The 18,440-nt window shown below is 73.2% G+C and carries 19 protein-coding genes; 10 read left to right on the top strand and 9 right to left on the bottom strand.

The genetic code is table 11. The annotated features are described in order from the left end of the window. Nucleotides 1-58: 58 nt before the first annotated feature. Both OG556_RS10315 and OG556_RS10310 read right to left on the bottom strand, forming a co-directional pair. Entirely contained in the window at nucleotides 59-1,564 is a 1,506-nt protein-coding gene (locus OG556_RS10315; protein ID WP_371516852.1) for an MFS transporter, read from the bottom strand. A 43-nt stretch (nucleotides 1,565-1,607) separates the two neighbouring features. Then, nucleotides 1,608-2,234: a TetR/AcrR family transcriptional regulator gene (locus OG556_RS10310; RefSeq protein WP_371516851.1), complete on the bottom strand. Its 627-nt coding sequence runs from the start codon at nucleotides 2,232-2,234 to the stop codon at nucleotides 1,608-1,610. A 178-nt stretch (nucleotides 2,235-2,412) separates the two neighbouring features. Between OG556_RS10310 and OG556_RS10305 the strand changes: the two genes are divergently transcribed. The 8 genes from OG556_RS10305 to OG556_RS10270 all read left to right on the top strand — a co-directional run bounded on the left by OG556_RS10305 (nucleotide 2,413) and on the right by OG556_RS10270 (nucleotide 9,127). Beyond that, nucleotides 2,413-3,366, top strand: coding sequence for an SPFH domain-containing protein (locus OG556_RS10305; protein WP_363620342.1), 954 nt, complete (start codon nucleotides 2,413-2,415; stop codon nucleotides 3,364-3,366). A 9-nt stretch (nucleotides 3,367-3,375) separates the two neighbouring features. Next, nucleotides 3,376-3,603 carry a hypothetical protein gene (locus OG556_RS10300; protein WP_063347470.1) on the top strand — a complete coding sequence of 76 codons (228 nt, stop codon included), beginning with the start codon at nucleotides 3,376-3,378 and terminating at the stop codon, nucleotides 3,601-3,603. A 37-nt stretch (nucleotides 3,604-3,640) separates the two neighbouring features. After that, nucleotides 3,641-4,285 carry a GPP34 family phosphoprotein gene (locus tag OG556_RS10295; protein ID WP_371516850.1) on the top strand — a complete coding sequence of 215 codons (645 nt, stop codon included), beginning with the start codon at nucleotides 3,641-3,643 and terminating at the stop codon, nucleotides 4,283-4,285. A gap of 262 nt (nucleotides 4,286-4,547) precedes the next feature. Then, on the top strand, nucleotides 4,548-5,450 hold the full coding sequence (locus OG556_RS10290; RefSeq protein ID WP_371516849.1) for an ABC transporter ATP-binding protein: 903 nt from the start codon (nucleotides 4,548-4,550) through the stop codon (nucleotides 5,448-5,450). A gap of 50 nt (nucleotides 5,451-5,500) precedes the next feature. Continuing rightward, nucleotides 5,501-6,274 carry an ABC transporter permease gene (locus OG556_RS10285; RefSeq protein WP_371516848.1) on the top strand — a complete coding sequence of 258 codons (774 nt, stop codon included), beginning with the start codon at nucleotides 5,501-5,503 and terminating at the stop codon, nucleotides 6,272-6,274. Next, on the top strand, nucleotides 6,271-7,554 hold the full coding sequence (locus OG556_RS10280) for a sensor histidine kinase (protein WP_371522647.1): 1,284 nt from the start codon (nucleotides 6,271-6,273) through the stop codon (nucleotides 7,552-7,554). Before OG556_RS10285 ends, OG556_RS10280 begins: the two co-directional genes overlap by 4 nt. A gap of 4 nt (nucleotides 7,555-7,558) precedes the next feature. Further along, entirely contained in the window at nucleotides 7,559-8,209 is a 651-nt protein-coding gene (locus OG556_RS10275) for a response regulator (RefSeq protein WP_371516847.1), read from the top strand. A gap of 9 nt (nucleotides 8,210-8,218) precedes the next feature. Further along, nucleotides 8,219-9,127: a 1-aminocyclopropane-1-carboxylate deaminase/D-cysteine desulfhydrase gene (locus tag OG556_RS10270; RefSeq protein ID WP_371516846.1), complete on the top strand. Its 909-nt coding sequence runs from the start codon at nucleotides 8,219-8,221 to the stop codon at nucleotides 9,125-9,127. A 50-nt stretch (nucleotides 9,128-9,177) separates the two neighbouring features. Here OG556_RS10270 and OG556_RS10265 read toward each other — a convergent pair whose 3' ends face one another. Next, nucleotides 9,178-10,719 carry an LCP family protein gene (locus OG556_RS10265; protein WP_371516845.1) on the bottom strand — a complete coding sequence of 514 codons (1,542 nt, stop codon included), beginning with the start codon at nucleotides 10,717-10,719 and terminating at the stop codon, nucleotides 9,178-9,180. Nucleotides 10,720-10,839: 120 nt separating this feature from the next. Next, nucleotides 10,840-11,304 (bottom strand): MarR family winged helix-turn-helix transcriptional regulator, encoded by a 465-nt coding sequence (locus OG556_RS10260; protein ID WP_371516844.1) that lies wholly within the window; start codon nucleotides 11,302-11,304, stop codon nucleotides 10,840-10,842. A 105-nt stretch (nucleotides 11,305-11,409) separates the two neighbouring features. Here OG556_RS10260 and OG556_RS10255 point away from each other — a divergent pair, with 105 nt between their 5' ends. Both OG556_RS10255 and OG556_RS10250 read left to right on the top strand, forming a co-directional pair. Continuing rightward, entirely contained in the window at nucleotides 11,410-12,435 is a 1,026-nt protein-coding gene (locus OG556_RS10255; RefSeq protein WP_371516843.1) for an NADP-dependent oxidoreductase, read from the top strand. A 353-nt stretch (nucleotides 12,436-12,788) separates the two neighbouring features. Further along, the gene (locus OG556_RS10250; protein WP_063347462.1) at nucleotides 12,789-13,283 is read left to right on the top strand and encodes a DUF3145 domain-containing protein; all 495 of its coding nucleotides are present in this window, start codon (nucleotides 12,789-12,791) and stop codon (nucleotides 13,281-13,283) included. Between the two features lie 106 nt (nucleotides 13,284-13,389). Here OG556_RS10250 and fabF read toward each other — a convergent pair whose 3' ends face one another. From fabF to OG556_RS10225, 5 genes are all read right to left on the bottom strand, one after another. Beyond that, the gene (gene fabF, locus OG556_RS10245; protein WP_371516842.1) at nucleotides 13,390-14,655 is read right to left on the bottom strand and encodes a beta-ketoacyl-ACP synthase II; all 1,266 of its coding nucleotides are present in this window, start codon (nucleotides 14,653-14,655) and stop codon (nucleotides 13,390-13,392) included. A gap of 180 nt (nucleotides 14,656-14,835) precedes the next feature. Then, nucleotides 14,836-15,084, bottom strand: coding sequence for an acyl carrier protein (locus tag OG556_RS10240; protein WP_063347460.1), 249 nt, complete (start codon nucleotides 15,082-15,084; stop codon nucleotides 14,836-14,838). Between the two features lie 82 nt (nucleotides 15,085-15,166). After that, nucleotides 15,167-16,198, bottom strand: coding sequence for a beta-ketoacyl-ACP synthase III (locus OG556_RS10235; RefSeq protein WP_350878134.1), 1,032 nt, complete (start codon nucleotides 16,196-16,198; stop codon nucleotides 15,167-15,169). Next, nucleotides 16,195-17,145: an ACP S-malonyltransferase gene (locus tag OG556_RS10230; RefSeq protein ID WP_371516841.1), complete on the bottom strand. Its 951-nt coding sequence runs from the start codon at nucleotides 17,143-17,145 to the stop codon at nucleotides 16,195-16,197. Before OG556_RS10230 ends, OG556_RS10235 begins: the two co-directional genes overlap by 4 nt. 90 nt (nucleotides 17,146-17,235) lie before the next feature. Beyond that, the gene (locus OG556_RS10225; protein WP_371522645.1) at nucleotides 17,236-18,432 is read right to left on the bottom strand and encodes a PucR family transcriptional regulator; all 1,197 of its coding nucleotides are present in this window, start codon (nucleotides 18,430-18,432) and stop codon (nucleotides 17,236-17,238) included. Nucleotides 18,433-18,440: the final 8 nt, after the last annotated feature.

Raw genomic sequence — 18,440 nt, 5'->3', positions numbered from 1 at the left:
GCGGAGCCGCCGGACCCCGTCCGGCGGCTCCGCACGCATGTCGGCGGCCGGACACGATCTAGTGGGGGGTCGCCGTCGGGACGGCGTCGGCCTTCTCGGCCTCGGTGTCACCGGACCCGGTACTGCCGTTCTGCTGCCTGGCGTTGATGAGGAGGAAGGCGACGGTCGCGGCCACGGCGAGGATGCCGACGGCCCACCAGATCGCGGTGGCGTAGCCGTGCACGGCCGCCGCGTTGGCCAGCTTGGCCGGGTCGGCGCCGGAACGGGCCTTCTCGGCGAGCCAGTTGGTGGTGGCACCGGCCGCGATGGTGTTCAGCAGGGCGGTGCCGATGGAGCCGCCGACCTGCTGGGAGGTGCTGACCATGGCGGAGGCCACGCCGGCGTCCTGCGGCTGCACGCTGCGGGTGGCCAGGCTCATGGCGGGCATGAACGCCGTGCCCATTCCGAGGCCGAGGAGCACCTGTGCGGGCAGGATCAGGCCGACGTACGAACTGTCGACCTTGATCTGGGTGAGCAGCGCGATGCCGAGGGCCGAGGTCAGGAAGCCCGGACCCATCAGGAGCCGGGGCGGCAGCCGGGTCATCAGCCGGGTGCCGATCTGCGTCGACCCGGTCACCATGCCGACGATCATGGGCAGGAAGGCGAATCCGGTGCGGACCGGCGTGTAGCCCTTCACGACCTGCAGGTAGTAGGTCAGGAACAGGAAGAGCCCGAACATGCCGATGACGGCCAGCCCCAGGGAGAGGTAGATGCCGCCCCGGTTGCGTTCGGTCACCACCCGCAGCGGCAGCAGGGGGGCCGGGGCCTTGCTCTCGACCAGGACGAACACGCCGAGCAGGACCACCGAGGTGATGAAGAGCGCGACGGTGACGGGGGCGGTCCAGCCGTCGGACTCGGCACGGGTGAACCCGTACACCAGCGACAGCAGGCCGGCGGTGGCGAGGACGACGCCGGGGAGGTCCAGCCGGGCGCCGTTGCGGGCGCCCGTCGGCTCGCGCACCACGGTGACGGCGCCGAACACGGCCGCGACGGCGAACGGGATGTTGACGAACAGCGCCCAGCGCCAGTTCAGGTACTCGGTCAGCGCGCCGCCCATGATCAGGCCGACGGCCCCGCCGGCACCGGAGATCGCGCCGTAGATCCCGAACGCCTTCGCCCGCTCCTTGGGTTCGGTGAAGGTGACCGCGAGCAGCGAGAGCGCGGCCGGGGCGAGCAGTGCGCCGAACACGCCCTGCAGGGCGCGGGCGGCGAGCAGCATCCCGGGGCTGACCGCGAGGCCGCCCAGCGCGGATGCGCCCGCGAAGCCGAGCAGGCCGATGATGAACGCGCGTCTGCGGCCGGTGAGGTCGGCGATGCGGCCACCGAAGAGCAGCAGGCTGCCGAACGCCAGCGAGTAGGCGGTGATCACCCACTGCCGGCTGCCGTCGGAGATGCCGAGGTCGTGCTGGGCCGAGGGCAGGGCGATGTTCACGATGGTCGTGTCGAGCACGACCATCAACTGGGCGATGCCGATGAATAACAGCGCTTTCCAGCGCTGTGGGTCCGACTGGGCGGTTGCGGGCATGACGCCTCTCAGTTGGCCGGGCGGCAGGGGTGGGCGGAGCTGCTCAGGGCGCCTGTTCCAGCGAGGGCAGCAGGGTGGGCAGCAGTTCGGCGACCACGTCGACTGCGGCGCGCCACGCTTCGTCGCTGCCGGGTCCGCCCGGGGCGGTCCGGGCGAGGATGCCTTCGCGGGAGGCGAGCAGGAACATGGCGAGGCTCTGCGCGTCGACGCTCGTGCCGTGCCGCTCCAGCAGGCGGGCGAGGGCCTCGGTGACGGCCTTGTCGTGTTCGTGGAGCCGTGCGCTGAGCTCCGGGCTGCGGGCCGCATCGAGCCGGAACTCCAGGAAGAGCAGGATCCAGCCCCGTTCGTCGGGGTCGACCGCCAGGAGCAGTTCCCCGATCCGTCGGGCCGCCCCCGGAGCCGGATGCTGCAGCAGGCCCTCCAACTGGTCGAGCCGGTGCGCGGAGTGATGGTCGAACAGCGCGAGGACGAGGTCCTGCTTGCTCTCGAAGCTGGAGTAGAAGGCCCCCCGGGTGTACCCGGCCGCCGCGCACACGTCCTCGATGGTGGTCTTCGCGTACCCCTGCGCGACCAGCACCTGCCCGGCGGCGTCGAGCAGCCGGGCACGGGTGTGAGCACGCCGGCGGGGCGGGCGGCCGGAATCGGTGGAAGCAGTCTTCGATGGAGCCACGCGGGAACGATACATCATGTATTTAATACGCCGCGTATCAAACTGTCGTATCGCCGACCGGAGTTGACGGTGGGGTCGCCTTCCCGGCGGATGCGGCCGAGCCCCTGGCACGGTGCGCAGAAAAAGTGATATCACTTTGACAGCTGGATCGGAAACACTCGCTGGAGGAGCTGGTCTCATGGCCACACCGCGTTCTGCCGTCGACGTCGAAGGCGGCCCCGTCCTCGACCTCCCGGCCCCCAAGATCACCGAGCGGGTCATCACCGGTGCCGCGGGGCTGCCGGTGCTCGGAGGGACGCTGCTCGGCCTGCTCGCGGGGATCGGGGCGACCATCGCCGGCGGTCTCCAACTGGCCGGCGGGTCCAAGGCGCTGGGGATCACCCTGCTGACCGTCGGGCCGCTGGCCGTCCTGGGCGCGCTGCTGCTGCTGTGCGGGCTGACCGTGGTCTCGCCCGGCCAGGCGCGGGTGGTCCAGCTGCTCGGCCGCTACCGCGGCACCATCCGCGCCGAGGGCCTGACCTGGCTGAACCCGTTCACCAGCCGCCGCCGGATCTCCACCCGGATCCGCAACCACGAGACCGAGACCAACAAGGTCAACGACGCGGACGGCAACCCGATCGAGATGGCCGCCGTGGTGGTCTGGCAGGTCGAGGACACCGCCAAGGCCGTGTTCGAGGTGGACGACTACAGCGACTTCGTCGCCATCCAGACCGAGACCGCCGTCCGGCACATCGCCAGCAGCTACCCGTACGACGCCCACCGCGAGGGCCAGTTGTCGCTGCGCGACGGCGCGGAGGAGATCAGCCGGATGCTCTCCGCCGAGATCGCGGCCCGGGTCGTCTCGGCCGGGGTGCGGGTCGTCGAGTCCCGGATCACCCGGCTCGCCTACGCGCCCGAGGTCGCCCAGGTGATGCTCCAGCGCCAGCAGGCCGGGGCCGTGGTCGCGGCACGGCGGCTGATCGTCGAGGGCGCCGTCGGTATGGTCGAGGAGGCGCTGGACCGGCTCGCCGAGCGCGACGTCGTCGAACTGGACGAGGAGCGCAAGGCCGCCATGGTGAGCAACCTCCTGGTGGTGCTCTGCGGCGACCGGGGCACCCAGCCCGTCGTGAACACGGGCTCCCTCTACCAGTAAGGCGCGGCGTTGGCGACGGAGCGGAAGAAGATCCTGCTGCGACTGGACCCGGCGGTCCATGACGCACTGGCCCGGTGGGCCGCGGACGAGCTGCGCAGTGCCAACGCGCAGATCGAGTTCCTCCTTCGCCGTGCCCTCAGCGACGCGGGCCGGATGCCCGGCGACGCGGCCCGTCTTCCCCGGCGCGGCCGACCGCCCAAGGAGAACCCGGAGACCGGCGGTTCCGACGCCGGGTGAACGGGCCCATCCACCGTCCATCTGCTTGGAGTCCATCGTGGACCTGCCCATCACCCTGCCGGAGAAGCTCTACCTGCTCGCCTACAACCCCGAGCGCGAGCGGCTCACCGCCACCGCCAGGCTCGACCTGGTGCTGCGGGCCGCCGCGCTCGCCGAACTCCTGCGGCGCGCGCTGATCCGCGACGACGGCCGGCACCCGGCCGCCGTCGACGGAGCATCGGCCGACGGCCTCGACCCGCTCTCCGCCGCGATGCTGGAGCAGATCCGGCAGGGCCGGCGGCGCACCTGGCAGAGCTGGGTCGGCCGCCGCCAGGGCCCGGCGGCCCGCGCCGCGCGGGTGGTCCGGGACGGGCTGGCGGCGTCCGGGCGGATCCGGCTCGAACAGCGCCGCGCGCTCGGACTGTTCCCGTGCACCCGGGTCGTCCTGCCGGAGCAGCGGGTGCGCAAGTCGCTGGTGGCGTCGGTGGGTTCGGCACTGAAGGCGCCGCTCAGCCGGGTCGACCCGGCGGACGCCGCGCTGGTCGCGCTGGTCGACGCGGCCCGGCTCGGAGCCGTCCTGACGTGGCGCCAGAGCCGCGAGTTCCGCACCCGGATCGACAAGCTGGCCCCCGCCGCGGGCCCCGTCCCGCGCGCCCTGCGCCGGGCCATCAACACCCGCAACGCCGACGCCGCGGTGGTCTGACCCAGCCGGTGTGCTCCGAACGAGAGGCCCGGTCGCCGACACGGCGGCCGGGCTTCCCGCGTTCCGGGCCCGCGTCCGCGCTCGCGTCTGCGCCTGTGCCGCGCCCGCGCCTCATCCACCGATCGGTTGATCCGCCCTCCACCGCGCCCGCCCGCAGCTCTGACCGGCCGGTCGATCCGCGGCCGGGGCCCCGCGCGGGAAGCTCGTCGCAGGCCGGAAGAACCGGCCGGACCGGCGGGGACGAGCGGGAGGGAGCGGCGCGATGGCCGTGATCGAGGTGGCGGGGCTGTGCAAGGCCTACGGGCGGCGCCAGGTGCTGGAGGGGGTCTCCTTCGGCGTGGAGCGCGGCGAGGTGTTCGGCCTGCTGGGGCCGAACGGCGCGGGCAAGACGACCGCCGTGGAGTGCTGCGAGGGCCTGCGCCGGCCCGATGCGGGGACGGTCCGCGTCCTCGGCCTGGACCCGGTGAAGGACGCCCACCGGCTGCGGCCGAGGATCGGCATCCAGCTCCAGCAGGCCCAGTTGCAGGGCGCGCTGCGGGTCGGCGAGGCGCTGGAGCTGTACGCCGCGCTCTACCCGGACCCCCGGGACTGGCGCGAGCTGCTCGACGAGTGGGGGCTCGCCGACCAGCGCCGGACCCCGTTCGACAAGCTCTCCGGCGGCCAGCGCCAGCGGCTGCTCATCGCCCTCGCCCTGATCGGCAACCCCGAGGTGGCCTTCCTGGACGAGCTGACCACCGCGCTCGACCCGCAGGGCCGCCGGGACACCTGGGAGCTGATCCGGCGGATCCGCGACGAGGGCGTGACGGTGGTCCTGGTCTCGCACTTCATGGACGAGGTCGAGGCGCTCTGCGACCGGGCCGCCGTCCTCGACGGCGGACGGATCGTCGCCACCGGCACCCCCGCGGAGCTGATCGCCCGCTCCGGCACCGGCGGCACGCTCGGCTTCCGCCCCGCCGGGCCGCTGGACACCGCCCGGCTGGCGGCCCTGCCGGGGGTCACCGGGGTCGAGGAGCGGGACGGCCGGGTCGAGGTCTCCGGCGTCGGGGACTTCGCCGACGAGGTCACCGGCCTGCTCGCCCGCGAGGGGATCGTCGTCACCGGGCTGCGGATCCGCGAGCACAGCCTGGACGACGCCTACCTCGCCCTGACCCGCCACGACGCCTGAGCCGCCACGACGCCTGACCCGCCGTCACCACGTCCGAGGGGACCACCACCGTGAACCGCACCGCCCACCGCACCTCCCACCACGCCGCCCACGCCGTCCGCCGCCTGGCCGTCGCCGAGGCCCGCCTGTTCCTCCGCGACCCGCTGACCGCCTTGTTCGGCCTCGCCTTCCCCGTCGTGCTGTTCCTCGTCCTCGGCTCCGTCCCGGCCCTGCGCAAGACCTCGCCCGACATGCACGGCATGAGCACCATCCAGCTGTACGCGCCGATCCTGGCCGTCTTCACCCTGCTGCTGCTCGGTCTCAACGGCCTGCCCTCGCTGCTCTCCTCCTACCGCGAACGCGGCGTGCTGCGCCGGATGTCCGCCAGCCCCGTCCGCCCGGCGCTGCTGTTCGGCGCGCTGCTGCCGCTGTACCTGGGCGTCGCCGTCGTCTCGGTGCTGCTGGTGGTGGCGGCCGGGCCGCTGCTCGGGGTGTCGCTGCCGCGTCAGCCGCTGGGGTTCCTGCTGGCCTTCCTGCTGGCCGCCGCCGCGCTGCTGTCGGTCGGCCTGCTGCTCGCCGCGGTCGTCCCGTCCGCCAAGGCCGGCAACGCGGTCGGCGCGCTGGCCTTCTTCCCGATGATGTTCTTCTCCGGGATCTGGCTGCCGCGCGAGTTCTCGCCGGCCCTGCTCAACCGGATCGGCGACTTCACCCCCAGCGGCGCCGCCGTCCAGACCCTGCAGGACGCCTGGTCCGGGCACTTCCCGCACGCCGTGGGCCTGCTCACACTCGCGGCGTACGCGGTGCTCGCGGGGGCCGCGGCTGCCAGGCTGTTCCGGTGGGAATGATCATGCGGCCACCGGCCGACGAGAGCGCGCTCGGCGACTGGTTGGACCGGTTGGACCGGCTGATCGGCCCGCTCTGCTTCGTCGCCCTGCTGCTCGCCACCGCTCTGGCCCTGCTGGTCCCCGTCCCGACCGCGCGCTCCGCGGCCGCCACCCTCCCGGTGGCGGCCGCCGCTTTCCTGTGGCTGGTCCTGCGCTCGGTGCTCGACCGCACGCCGGGGCCGGAGGGCCGCGCCCGGTACGCCGGCGCCCACTTCGTCGTCCTGCTGGCGCTGACCACCGTGCTGGTGCTGGACAACCCGATCTTCGGCTTCTTCGCCTTCACCGGCTACCTGCACGCCGCCCAGTACCTGTGGGGCCGGGCCCGGATGGCGGGCGCGGCCGCGGCCACCGTCCCCACCTCGCTCTCCCAGGTCGGCGGGGCCCTGCCCGACAGCCCGGCGGAGTTCGGCGGACTGCTGACGGTCGTCGCCTTCAACCTGATGGTGGTCGGGTTGCTGTTCGCGCTCCGCGAGGTCGCCGACCGGCTGAGCGCCCGCCGCAAGGCCGCCAACGCCGAACTCGCCGAGGCCAACCGGCTGCTCACCGAGACGCTCGCCGAGAACGCCGGACTGCACGCCCAACTCCTCGTCCAGGCCCGGGAGGCCGGGGCCGCGGACGAGCGCCGCCGGCTCGCCCGGGAGATCCACGACACCGTCGCCCAGGGCCTGGCCGGGATCGTCACCCAGCTCCAGGCCGCCGACCAGACCCGCGCCCAGGACGCCGCGGCCGCCGAGCGGCACCAGGCGAACGCGGCGGCCCTCGCCCGGGAGAGCCTGACCCAGGCCCGCCGGGCCGTCCACGCGCTGCGCCCGATCGAGCTGGAGCGGGCCGCGCTGCCGGAGGCGCTGGCGGAGCTGGTCGAGCAGTGGCGGGAGCGCAACGGCGCCGCCGCCGGGCTGACCGTCACCGGCGAGGCCCGCCCGCTGCACCCCGAGGTCGAGGTGACCCTGCTGCGGATCGCCCAGGAGTCGCTGGCCAACGCCGCCAAGTACGCGCGGGCCTCCCGGGTCGGCGTCACCCTCTCGTACATGCCCGACCTGGTCACCCTGGACGTCCGGGACGACGGCGTCGGTTTCGACCCGGCCGCCGAGCCCGTCTCCCGGGCCACCGGCGGCGGCTACGGCCTGGACGTGATGCGCCGCCGCGTGCAGCGCCTGGCCGGGCGGCTCGACCTGGAGACCGAACCGGGCGCCGGCACGACCGTGTCCGCGACCCTGCCGGCGATCAGCATGGAGGAGTAGCACCGTGAGCGACGCGACGACGATCAGACTGCTGTTGGTGGACGACCACCCGGTGGTGCGGGACGGGCTGCGCGGGATGTTCACCGCCGCCCCCGGCTTCGAGGTGGTCGGCGAGGCGGGGGACGGCGCCGAGGCACTGGTCCTGGTCGCCGCGCTGCGCCCGGACGTGGTGCTGATGGACCTGCGGATGCCGCGGATGGACGGCGTCACCGCGATCCGCGAGATGGCCGAACGCGGCCTGCCCGGGCGGGTCCTGGTGCTCACCACCTACGACACCGACGCCGACGTGCTGCCCGCCGTCCGGGCCGGCGCGACCGGCTACCTGCTCAAGGACGCGGCCCGGGAGGAGCTGTTCCACGCCGTCCGGGAGGCCGCCCGCGGCGCCTCGGTGATCGCGCCGACCGTCGCCGCCAAGCTGCTCGGCCAGGTCCGCGCGCCCGTGCGGGAGCCGCTCAGCCCGCGCGAGCTGGAGGTGCTGGAACTGGTCGCCTCCGGGGCCACCAACCGGGAGGCCGCGGCCCGGCTGTTCATCAGCGAGGCCACGGTGAAGACCCACCTGATCCACGTCTACGCCAAGCTCGACGTCAAGGACCGCGCCTCCGCTGTCGCCACCGCCTACAACCTGGGGCTGCTCACCCCGACCGGCCGGCCGTAAGCTGGCCGGGTGCTCGAACCCGCCCTGCTGCCGACCCCGCTGGTGGACTGCACCGACGAGGTGTTCGCGCGGGCCGGGGTGGAACTGCGGCTCAAACGGGACGACCTGCTGCACCCGAGCGTCCCGGGCAACAAGTGGCGCAAGCTCGCGCCCAACCTGGCGGCCGCCGTCGCCCAGGGCCACACCCGGCTGCTGACCTTCGGCGGGGCGTACTCCACCCACCTGCGGGCGGTCGCGGCGGCCGCCGGGGCGCTCGGCCTGGAGAGCGTCGGGCTGGTCCGCGGCGAGGAACTGGCCGACCGGCCGCGCAACTGGTCGCTGCGGGCGGCCGAACGGGACGGGATGCGGCTGGAGTTCCTGACCCGCGCCGAGTACCGGGAGGCCACCGGCCGCGCCGACGCCGGCCCCACGGCCGGTCCGCAGGGGCGCTGGGGCCCCTGCCTGGTGCTCCCGGAGGGCGGCTCCAACGCGCTGGCCGTGACGGGCGCGGAGGCGATCCCGGCCGAACTGCCCGACCTGGGCGGGCACGACGTGGTCTGCTGCCCGGTCGGCACCGGCGGCACCCTGGCGGGCATCGCGGCCGGCCTGCCGCCGGGCGCGCGGGCGCTCGGCGTGGCCGTGCTGCGCGGCGGCGAGGGCTACCTGGAGGGCGAGGTCACCCGGCTCCACCGGGCTGCCCACGGCCGGGAGTTCGACAACTGGCGGATCGACCACGCGCACCACGGCGGCGGCTACGGCAAGGTCCCGGCCGAACTGGCGGCCTTCGCCGAGCGGTTCGAAGCCCGGCACGGCATCCCGCTGGAACGCCGCTACGTGGCCAAGCTGCTGGTCGCGCTGACCGGCCTGGCCGCGGCCGGAGCCTTCCCCCGCGGCACCCGGCTCACCGCCGTCGTCACCGGCCTGCCCGACCCGGAGTAGACCCGGACCCTAGTGGATCCGGAGCCGGAGCGGGCAGGCCCCGGAACGGCTCATCCGAAGGTCAGGTCGGCGCACGGGTCGGTGTCGGCGCCGCGGGTGTTCTCCGCTATGCCGGTGGGCACGCCGCTGGGCACGCCGCTCGGGTCGGCGGTGGCGGGGGCGGAGGGCTTCGCGCCGGGGCCGCTGCCGACCGCGTCCAGCTTGGTGGCGGGGTTGGGCCGGTAGTCGCGGCCCAGGGTGACGGTGATGCCCTCGGAGCCCGGCTCCTCGACCGCGCGCGCCCCCGGGAAGAGCGCGGCCACCTGGTCGGCGGCGCCCTTCAGGGCCGGGTCGTAGCTGATCTCGGTCTGCAGCCGTCCGCCGGCGGGCTTGCCGAGCGTGACGTTCTGGAAGCCCCGGGCCCGCAGCGCCTCCCCGCCGGAGGTGGACAGGCCGGGGGTGCCGACGCCGTTGACCACCAGCACGGGGGCCGCGGCCTGCTCGGGCGTGAGCGGCGCGGAGGGGCCGGCCGTGGCTCCCGGGGTCGCGCCGTCGGGGCCGGGGGCGGTGGGGGAGGGCGCCGGGGTGTCGGTGCCGGAGGTCTTCTGGCCGTCCAGGGTGCGGTCCTCGCGCAGCAGCCGCCACAGCGTGTTGGCGTCCGGCTGGACGAGCTGGACGCGCTCGCCGGCGAAGCGCCAGGGCGCGGTCACGAAGGTGATGTCGGACAGCTTGATGTCCTGGAGCGAGCGGGCGAAGTCCACCAGCTTCATCGCGGTGCCGAGCCCCTCGTCCACGGTGAGCGAGCGGGTGGCCGCGTCGGCGAGCGGGAGCAGCGTGGGCAGGGAGAAGCCCTGGTCCTGCACCTTCTTGATCATCGAGGAGACGAAGGCCTGCTGGCGCTTCATCCGCCCGATGTCGGAGTTGTCGCCGAAGCCGTAGCGGGCCCGCAGGTAGTCCACGGCGGGCTGGCCGGAGAGCTTCTGCATGCCCTTCTGGAGGTGTATGCCGTGGGAGTCGACGTTGTTGGGGACGCAGACGTCCACGCCGTTGATGGCGTCGGCCATCGCGGCGGCGCCCTTGAAGTCGACCACGATGGTGTGGTCGATCCGCAGCCCGGTGAGCGTCTCGACGGTGTTCTGGGTGCAGGCGGGGTTGCCCTTGGGGAACTCGCCGATGGTGAAGGCCGAGTTGAACATCTGGTTGTTCCGGGGCGTGGTCCAGGTCCCGCTCGGCAGCTTGCAGGACGGGATGGTGACCAGGGTGTCCCGGGGTATGGAGACGCCGACGGCGTGCTTGTGGTCGGCGTAGACGTGCACCAGCATCGCGGTGTCGGAGTGGCCGACGCCCTCGTCGCCGCCGCCGATCGCGCTGTTGCCGTCGTCGCGGGTGTCCGAGCCCAGCACCAGGATGTTCACCGGCAGTTGGGCGCCGGGCGTGACCGGGGCGGGCGCGGGCGGGCGCTCGGTGGCGACGCCGCCCGGGTCGAAGGTGGTGATGTTGTTGTCCAGCCGGTGGTAGAACCAGGCCCCGGCGCCCACGACGGACAGCACCAGCACGGCGGCCAGGCCGATGGCTGTCCGCAGGTAGCGGCGCCTGCGCGTGCTGCTGCCCATCCTCCGTGTCCCCCCGTCTTTCCGTCTCTCGTGTTCGATGTTCGAACATTAGACGTTTCGACGGGCGGTTCGGTTACCTCCGGCGGTGGCCCGGATTTCGCTCCGGGGCTGTGATGCTGGTCACGCTCCGGGGCCGGAGGCGCCGGTGAGCATCCGGCGGAGCAGGTCGCGCAGGACGGCCCGCTCGTCGTGGCCGAGGGCGGCCAGCGGCTCGCGGGCGAAGTTCAGCGATTCGCGCAGTTCCTCGGAGGCGGTGGCGCCGGTGCCGGTGGCGGCGACCAGCTTGACCCGGCGGTCCTGCCGGTCGGCCTCCCGGGTGACGAAGCCGCGGGCTTCGAGCCGGTCGACGATGCCGGTGATGTTGGACGGCTCGCAGCTGAGTGTCTGGGCGATCTGGCGCATCGGCATGGGGCCGCGGCGCAGCAGGGCGAGCACCTTGGCCTGGGCGCCGGTGAGCGAGCGGGCGGCGGCCGCCTCCTCGTACTCGCGATGGAACAGCGCGACCAGGTTGGCCATCAGATCGACGACCTCGCGGGTGATCTCGTCGGACTGCGGCGTGGCGGCCTGGGTCGACTGGGTGTCCATGTCCGAGAGTCTACCTGAAAAGTTGACAACATGAACCTTTCATGCCCATCGTTACTTCAGTAGCTCAACCTTTCATGCATCGGAACCACCTAAGGAGCGCCTCCCATGGCAGAGCAGGCCGCACCCGCGACCGCCCGTGAATGGCACCTCGCCGCCCGCCCCCAGGGCTGGCCGGTGCCGACCGACTTCGCCCTGGTCGAGGCCCCGGTCCGGACCCCGGGCCCGGGCGAGATCCTGGTCCGCAACGCCTTCCTCTCGGTGGACCCGTACATGCGGGGCCGGATGAACGACGTGAAGTCCTACGCCCCGCCGTTCCGGCTCGGCGAGGCCATGGAGGGCGGCGCGGTCGGCTACGTGGTCGCCTCCGGGGCCGAGGGCTTCGCCCCGGGCGACGTCGTCCTGCACGGCCTCGGCTGGCGCGAGTACGCCACCCTGGACGCCCGCCAGGCGGTCAAGGTCGACCCGGCCGCCGCCCCGCTCTCCGCCTACCTCGGCGTGCTCGGCATGCCCGGCCTGACCGCCTACGCCGGGCTGCTCGCCGTCGGCGCCCTCAAGAAGGGCGACAAGGTCTTCGTCTCCGGCGCGGCCGGCGCGGTCGGCAGCATGGTCGGCCAGATCGCCAAGCTCAAGGGCGCCTCGCTGGTGGTCGGTTCGGCCGGCTCGGCGGAGAAGGTCGCCAAGCTGGTGGACGTCTACGGCTACGACGCGGCCTTCAACTACAAGGACGCCCCGGTCCACGAGCAGCTGGCGCAGGTCGCCCCCGACGGCATCGACCTCTACTTCGACAACGTCGGCGGGGAGCACCTGGAGGCCGCGATCGGCGCGCTCACCGTGCACGGCCGCGTCGTGCTCTGCGGCGCGATCGCCCAGTACAACGACACCACCGCCCCGGCCGCCCCGCGCAACCTCGCGCTCGCGATCGGCAAGCGGTTGCGCCTGGAGGGCATGCTGGTCAGCGACCACGCGGCGCTGCAGTCCCAGTTCGTCGCCGACGTGGCCGGCTGGCTGGCGTCCGGCGAACTGCGCCACGATGAGACCGTGGTGGACGGTTTCGAGCACACCGCGGACGCCTTCCTCGACCTGCTGCGCGGCGTCAACACCGGCAAGATGGTGGTCCGCCTGGGTGGCTGACCCTCCGTCAGTTCGCCGACCGCCCCGCCGCCCCCCACTAGGGCGTGCGGGGCGGTTTGCGTACGGGCGCGGGGTGATCGGCCGCACTACCGCATTCCGGCCGGATCCGAAAGTGCGTCATCCACGGTGCGGGGCGGCGCGGTACGGTGGGTCCCGCCCGGCAATGGGGCCGTTCGGGGGAGAGATCCGGCCGAGGGGTAGACCTCGTTGAGGATTCGACTAGCATTGAGCGAAAGCCTGTCCGTTTTGCTCAATTTAGTAGCTTAATGTCGGCTAACGTGGGTAACTGTGGATCAACTGCAGGCACGAGGCAGCTGGGGAAGGCGACCCTCGTCCACAGCCTGGAGGTCCCGGTGACGACACGTGGAGTTCTCTACATCCACTCCGCGCCCCGCGCGCTGTGCCCGCACGTCGAGTGGGCCGTCGCGGGGGTGCTGGGTGTGCGGGTGAGCCTGGACTGGATCCGCCAGCCGGCCTCGCCCGGACACTGGCGTGCCGAGCTTTCCTGGCAAGGGGAGCCCGGTACGGCCTCGAAGGTGGCCTCCGCACTGCGCGGCTGGCAGCTGATGCGGTACGAGGTCACCAGTGAGCCCTGCGCCACGGCGGAGGGTGAGCGGTACAGCAGCACGCCCTCGCTCGGCATCTTCCACGCCGTCACGGGCATCCACGGCGACATCCTGATCCCCGAGGACCGGCTGCGCGCCGTCCTGCTGCGGGCCCGCAGCGAGGGGGCCGACCTGGAGGCCGAGATCTCCCGGCTGCTGGGCAAGCCCTGGGACGACGAGCTGGAGCCGTTCCGCTACGCGGGCGAGGGCGCACCGGTGCGCTGGCTGCACCAGGTGGTCTGAGCCGGCGGGCGCACGACGCGGCGTATGAAGAGGGGCCGGCGCTCACTGCGAGCGCCGGCCCCTCTCGGTGCGTTCGGACCCGGTGCGTACCGGGTCGGTGTGCGGACTACCGGGAGCGGAAGGCCAGCACCACGTTGTGGCCGCCGAAGCCGAACGAGTTGTTCAGCGCCGCGATCCGGCCCTCGGGCAGCGGGCGGGCCTCGCCGCGCACGATGTCCGCGTCCACGTCGTCGTCCAGCTCGTCGACGTTGATGGTCGGCGGGGCGATCCGGTGGTACAGGGCCAGCACGGTGGCGACGGTCTCGATGCCGCCGGCGCCGCCCAGCAGGTGGCCGGTCATCGACTTGGTGGCCGAGATGGCGATGTGGTCGAGGTCGTCGCCGAGCTCCTTGCGCAGCGCCTTCAGCTCGGCGGTGTCACCCTGCGGGGTCGAGGTGGCGTGCGCGTTGACGTGCACGATCTCGGCCTTGTCCAGGCTGTTGCGGTCGAACAGGTCGGCCAGCGCGCGGGCCACGCCGGCGCCGGTCGGTTCGGGCTGGGCGATGTGGTGGGCGTCCGAGGACAGGCCCTGGCCCACGGCCTCGCAGTAGATCCGGGCGCCGCGCGCCTCGGCGTGCTCGACCGACTCCAGCACGACCACGCCGGCGCCCTCGCCCAGCACGAAGCCGTCCCGGCCCTTGTCGTACGGGCGGGAGGCGCCCTCGGGGTCGTCGTTGTTCTTGGACATCGCCATCATGTTGGCGAACGCGGCGATCGGCAGCGGGTGGATCGCCGCCTCGGTGCCGCCGGCCACCACGACGTCGGCGCGGCCGGTGCGGATCATCTCGATCGCGTAGCCGATCGCCTCGGCGCCGGAGGCGCAGGCGGAGACGGGGGTGTGCACACCCGCGCGGGCGCCGACCTCCAGACCGACGTTGGCCGCCGGGGAGTTGGGCATCAGCATCGGGACGGTGTGCGGGGAGACCTTGCGGGCGCCCTTCTCCTTCAGCACGTCGTACTGGTCGAGCAGGGTGGTCACGCCGCCGATGCCGGAGGCGATGACGGTGCCGAGGCGCTCGGGGGCGAGCTTGGAGGAGTCGTCGGTGGCCGGCGTCTCGTAGCCGGCGTCGGCCCAGGCCTCACGGGCGGCGATCAGCGCGAACTGGGCCGAGCGGTCCAGCTTGCGGGCCAGCGGCCGGGGGAGGATCTCGCCCGGCTCGACGGCCGTGCGGGCGGCGATCTTGACGGGCAGCTCGGCGGCCCACTCCTCGGTCAGGGCCGCCACTCCGGAGCGCCCTGCGACCAGGTTCTCCCAGGTGGTGGCGGCGTCGCCGCCCAGCGGCGTGAAGGCGCCGATACCCGTGACGACCACGGTACGGTTTTCAGCGGTCACTGGTTCTTCTTCTCTCACGATCGTGGGGTCGGCGGCGAGCCGAGGAAGGGCCCGGCCGGGCGCCCGGTGGGGCGTCCCGGCCGGCGGGTCGGCCAGGCTCGGGGGAGCCGGGCCGACGAGTCAGCCGTCCGAGGCGTCGAGAACGCCGGACGTGCTGGAGGGATCGAACGGGTCGATCGCTCAGGCGGCGGCGTTGGTGAGGATGTAGTTCACCGCGTCGCCGACGGTCTTCAGGTTCTTGACCTCGTCGTCCGGGATCTTGACGTCGAAGCGCTCCTCGGCGGCCACGACGACCTCGACCATGGACAGCGAGTCGACGTCCAGGTCGTCCGTGAAGGACTTCTCGAGCTCGACGTCCTCGGTCGGGATACCGGCGATCTCGTTGACGATCTCGGCGAGACCTTCCAGAACCTCGTCCTTGGTAGCCATACTGGCTGCTCCTCTTCGGTGTTGAACGCGTCCGACCGGCGGCCGGACACAGGCTTTGCGGAATGAGTGGGGCGAAACGCGCCTAGGGGAGCGTAACGACTGCCGCGGCGTACACGAGACCCGCCCCGAACCCGATGATCAGTGCGAGGTCGCCGCTGCGGGCCTCGCCGCTCTCCAGCATGCGCTCCATCGCCAGCGGGATGGAGGCGGCGGAGGTGTTGCCGGTCTCGGCGATGTCGCGGGCGACCGGCACCGAGTCGGGCAGCTTGAGTGCCTTGATCATGGCGTCGGTGATGCGCATGTTGGCCTGGTGCGGGATGAACGCGCCGAGCTGGTCGGCGGTGACCCCGGCGGCGTCCAGCGCCTGCTGGGCCACCTTGGCCATCTCCCACACCGCCCAGCGGAAGACCGGCTGGCCGTCCATCCGCAGGGCCGGCCACTTGGCCTCCTCGCCCACGCCGTTGACGGCGTCGGGCTTGGCGAAGGCGGTGTCCCAGGCCTGGGTCTGCGAGATGACGTCGGACTGCGAGCCGTCCGAGCCCCAGATCAGCTTGCCGATGCCGGGCGTGTCGGACGGGCCGACGATCGCGGCGCCGGCGCCGTCGCCGAAGATGAACGCGGTCGAACGGTCCGACTGGTCGGTCAGGTCGCTCAGCCGCTCGACGCCGATCACCAGCACGTACTCGGCGCTGCCGCCGCGGATCATGCCGTCGGCCAGGCCCAGGCCGTAGCCGAAGCCCGCGCAGGCGGCCGAGATGTCGAAGGCCGGGGCGGTGCCGCAGCCGAGCCGCTCGGCGATCTCGGTGGCGATCGCCGGGGTCTGCTTGAGGTGCGAGACGGTCGCGACGATCACGCCGCCGATCTGGTCCGGGGTGATCCCGGCCTGGGCGATGGCCTTGCCGGAGGCCTGCACCGACATCTCGGCGACGCTCTCCTCCGGCCCGGCCCAGCGGCGCTCGGCGATCCCGCTGCGGGTGCGGATCCACTCGTCCGAGGAGTCGATCCACTCCAGCACCTCGGCGTTGGGGATCACCCGGACCGGGCGGTAGCCGCCCACGCCGAGGATGCGCGCGTACTGCGCGCCCTCGGACGGGCGGATCTGCGGCTTCGTCATGCCTGGGTCTCCTGATCCTGACCGCCGTGCTCCGCGACGAGCGCGCGGGCCTTGTCCAGGTCGGCGGGGGTCTTGAGGGCAAGCGTCGCCACACCCTTGAGGTTGCGCTTGACCAGTCCGGTGAGGGTGCCCGCGGGGGACAGCTCGATGACGGCGGTCGCACCCAGCTGCCCGAGGGTCTCCATGCAGAGGTCCCAGCGGACCGGGTTGGAGACCTGCGACACCAGGCGGGTGAGCACCTCGGCGCCGGAGGCCACGACCTCGCCGTCCTTGTTGGAGACGTAGCGGACCAGCGGGTCGGCCACGGTCAGCGTCGGGGCCAGCGCGGCCAGCCGCTCGACACCCGGGGCCATGTGCTCGGTGTGGAAGGCGCCGGCCACCTTCAGGGCGACCAGCTTGGCACCGGCCGGCGGGTCCGCCTTCAGCGTCTCCAGCTGGGCCAGCGTGCCGGCGGCCACGATCTGGCCGCCGCCGTTGTTGTTGGCCGCGGTCAGGCCGTGCTCGGCCAGCTTCGCCGCGACGACCTCCGGGTCGCCGCCGAGCACGGCGATCATGCCGGTCTCGGTGACGGCGGCGGCCTCGGCCATCGCCCGGCCGCGCTCGCGGACGAAGGTCAGCGCGTCGTGCGCGCTCAGCACCCCGGCACCGGCGGCGGCGGTGATCTCGCCGACGCTGTGGCCGGCCACGGCGCCGACCAGCTTGCGGGCGACGTCCTCGTCCGGGAACAGCTCACGGGCGGTCATCAGACCGGCCGCGACCAGCAGCGGCTGGGCGACGGCGGTGTCCTTGATCTCCTCTGCGGAGGCCTCGGTCCCGGCGTGCACCAGGTCGAGCCCGGCGACCTCCGACCAGCCGCGGAGGCGGTCGGCGACACCGTCCAGCTCCAGCCAGGGGCTGAGGAAACCGGGGGACTGGGCACCCTGTCCAGGGGCGACGATTACGAGCACGGTTCAACCCTCTCTCGCCAGGCGCCCAGGGGCGGGTAGGCGACGGTAACGAAGAAAACCATCCGGGATTGTAAGGTCCCTACAGGCGGTTCAGCTCGGCTCCCCGGCCGCGGTGAGTCGGCCGAGGGCGAGTGCGATCCGCAGCGTGAACGCCGAACGCACGTCGGACGGGGCGTACCCCGTGACGTCGGTCACACGTCGTAGCCGGTAGCGCACCGTATTGGGGTGGACGAAGAGCATCCGGGCGGCGCCCTCCAGCGAGGAGGCCTGCTCCAGGTAGACGCTCAGCGTTTCCAGCAGGGCCGAGCCGGCTTCGTCCAGCGGTGTGTAGATCTCCTCCACCAGCTGGCGGCGGGCGGCCTGGTCGCCGGCCAGCGCTCGCTCGGGCAGCAGGTCGTCGGCCAGCACCGGGCGGGGCGCGTCCGGCCAGGCGGCGCAGGCCCGCAGGCCGGCCGCGGCGGCGTGCGCCGAGCGGGTCGCCGAGAGCAGGTCCGGCACGGTCGGGCCGACCACCACCGGGCCCGGCGCGAACTGGCCGATCAGCGCCCGGGCCGCGTGCACCGGCTCCTTGTCGCCGCCGACCACGACCACCAGGCGCTTGCCCAGCACCCCGGTCAGCACGTGCAGCTTGGCGTACCGGGCGGCCCGGCGGATCGCCTCGACGACCAGCTCGCTGTCGCCGTCCGGGGCGCTGCCCATCACCACCCGGACCTGGCTGGGCTGGCCCCAGCCGAGCGCCGCGGCCCGCGACAGCACGCCCTCGTCCGCGTCGCCGGACAGCAGCGAGTTGACCACCAGCGCCTCCAGCCGGGCGTCCCAGGCGCCGCGCGCCTCGGCCGCCTGGGCGTACACCTGGGCGGTCGCGAAGGCGATCTCCCGGGCGTAGACCAGCACCGACTCGCGCATGTCCGCCTCGTCGCCGGGGGCGGCCACCTCCTCGATGGCCTCCTCCATCACCTCGATCGTGGTGCGGATCAGCTCGACGGTCTGGCGCAGGGTGATCGCCCTGGTCAGCTCGCGGGGGGCGGTGCCGAAGACGTCCGTGGAGATCGCCTGGGCGGCGTCCGGGTGGCGGTACCACTCGGTGAAGGCGGCGATGCCGGCCTGGGCGACCAGGCCGATCCAGGAGCGGTGCTCCGGCGGCATCCGCCGGTACCAGCCGAGCTGGTCGTCCATCCGGGAGATCGCGGCGGTGGCCAGCTTGCCCGAGGACTTCTCCAGCCGCTTGAGCGTCGCGGCCCGGCGCTCGGCCCGCTCGGCGGCGATTCTGCGCTCCTGCGCGGTCAGGCGGGGCG

It is taken from the genome of Kitasatospora sp. NBC_01300, assembly GCF_041435235.1.
GTDB lineage: Bacteria > Actinomycetota > Actinomycetes > Streptomycetales > Streptomycetaceae > Kitasatospora.
Note: the sequence above shows the minus strand (reverse complement) of the source record. Positions and strands in the feature narration are given on the sequence as shown.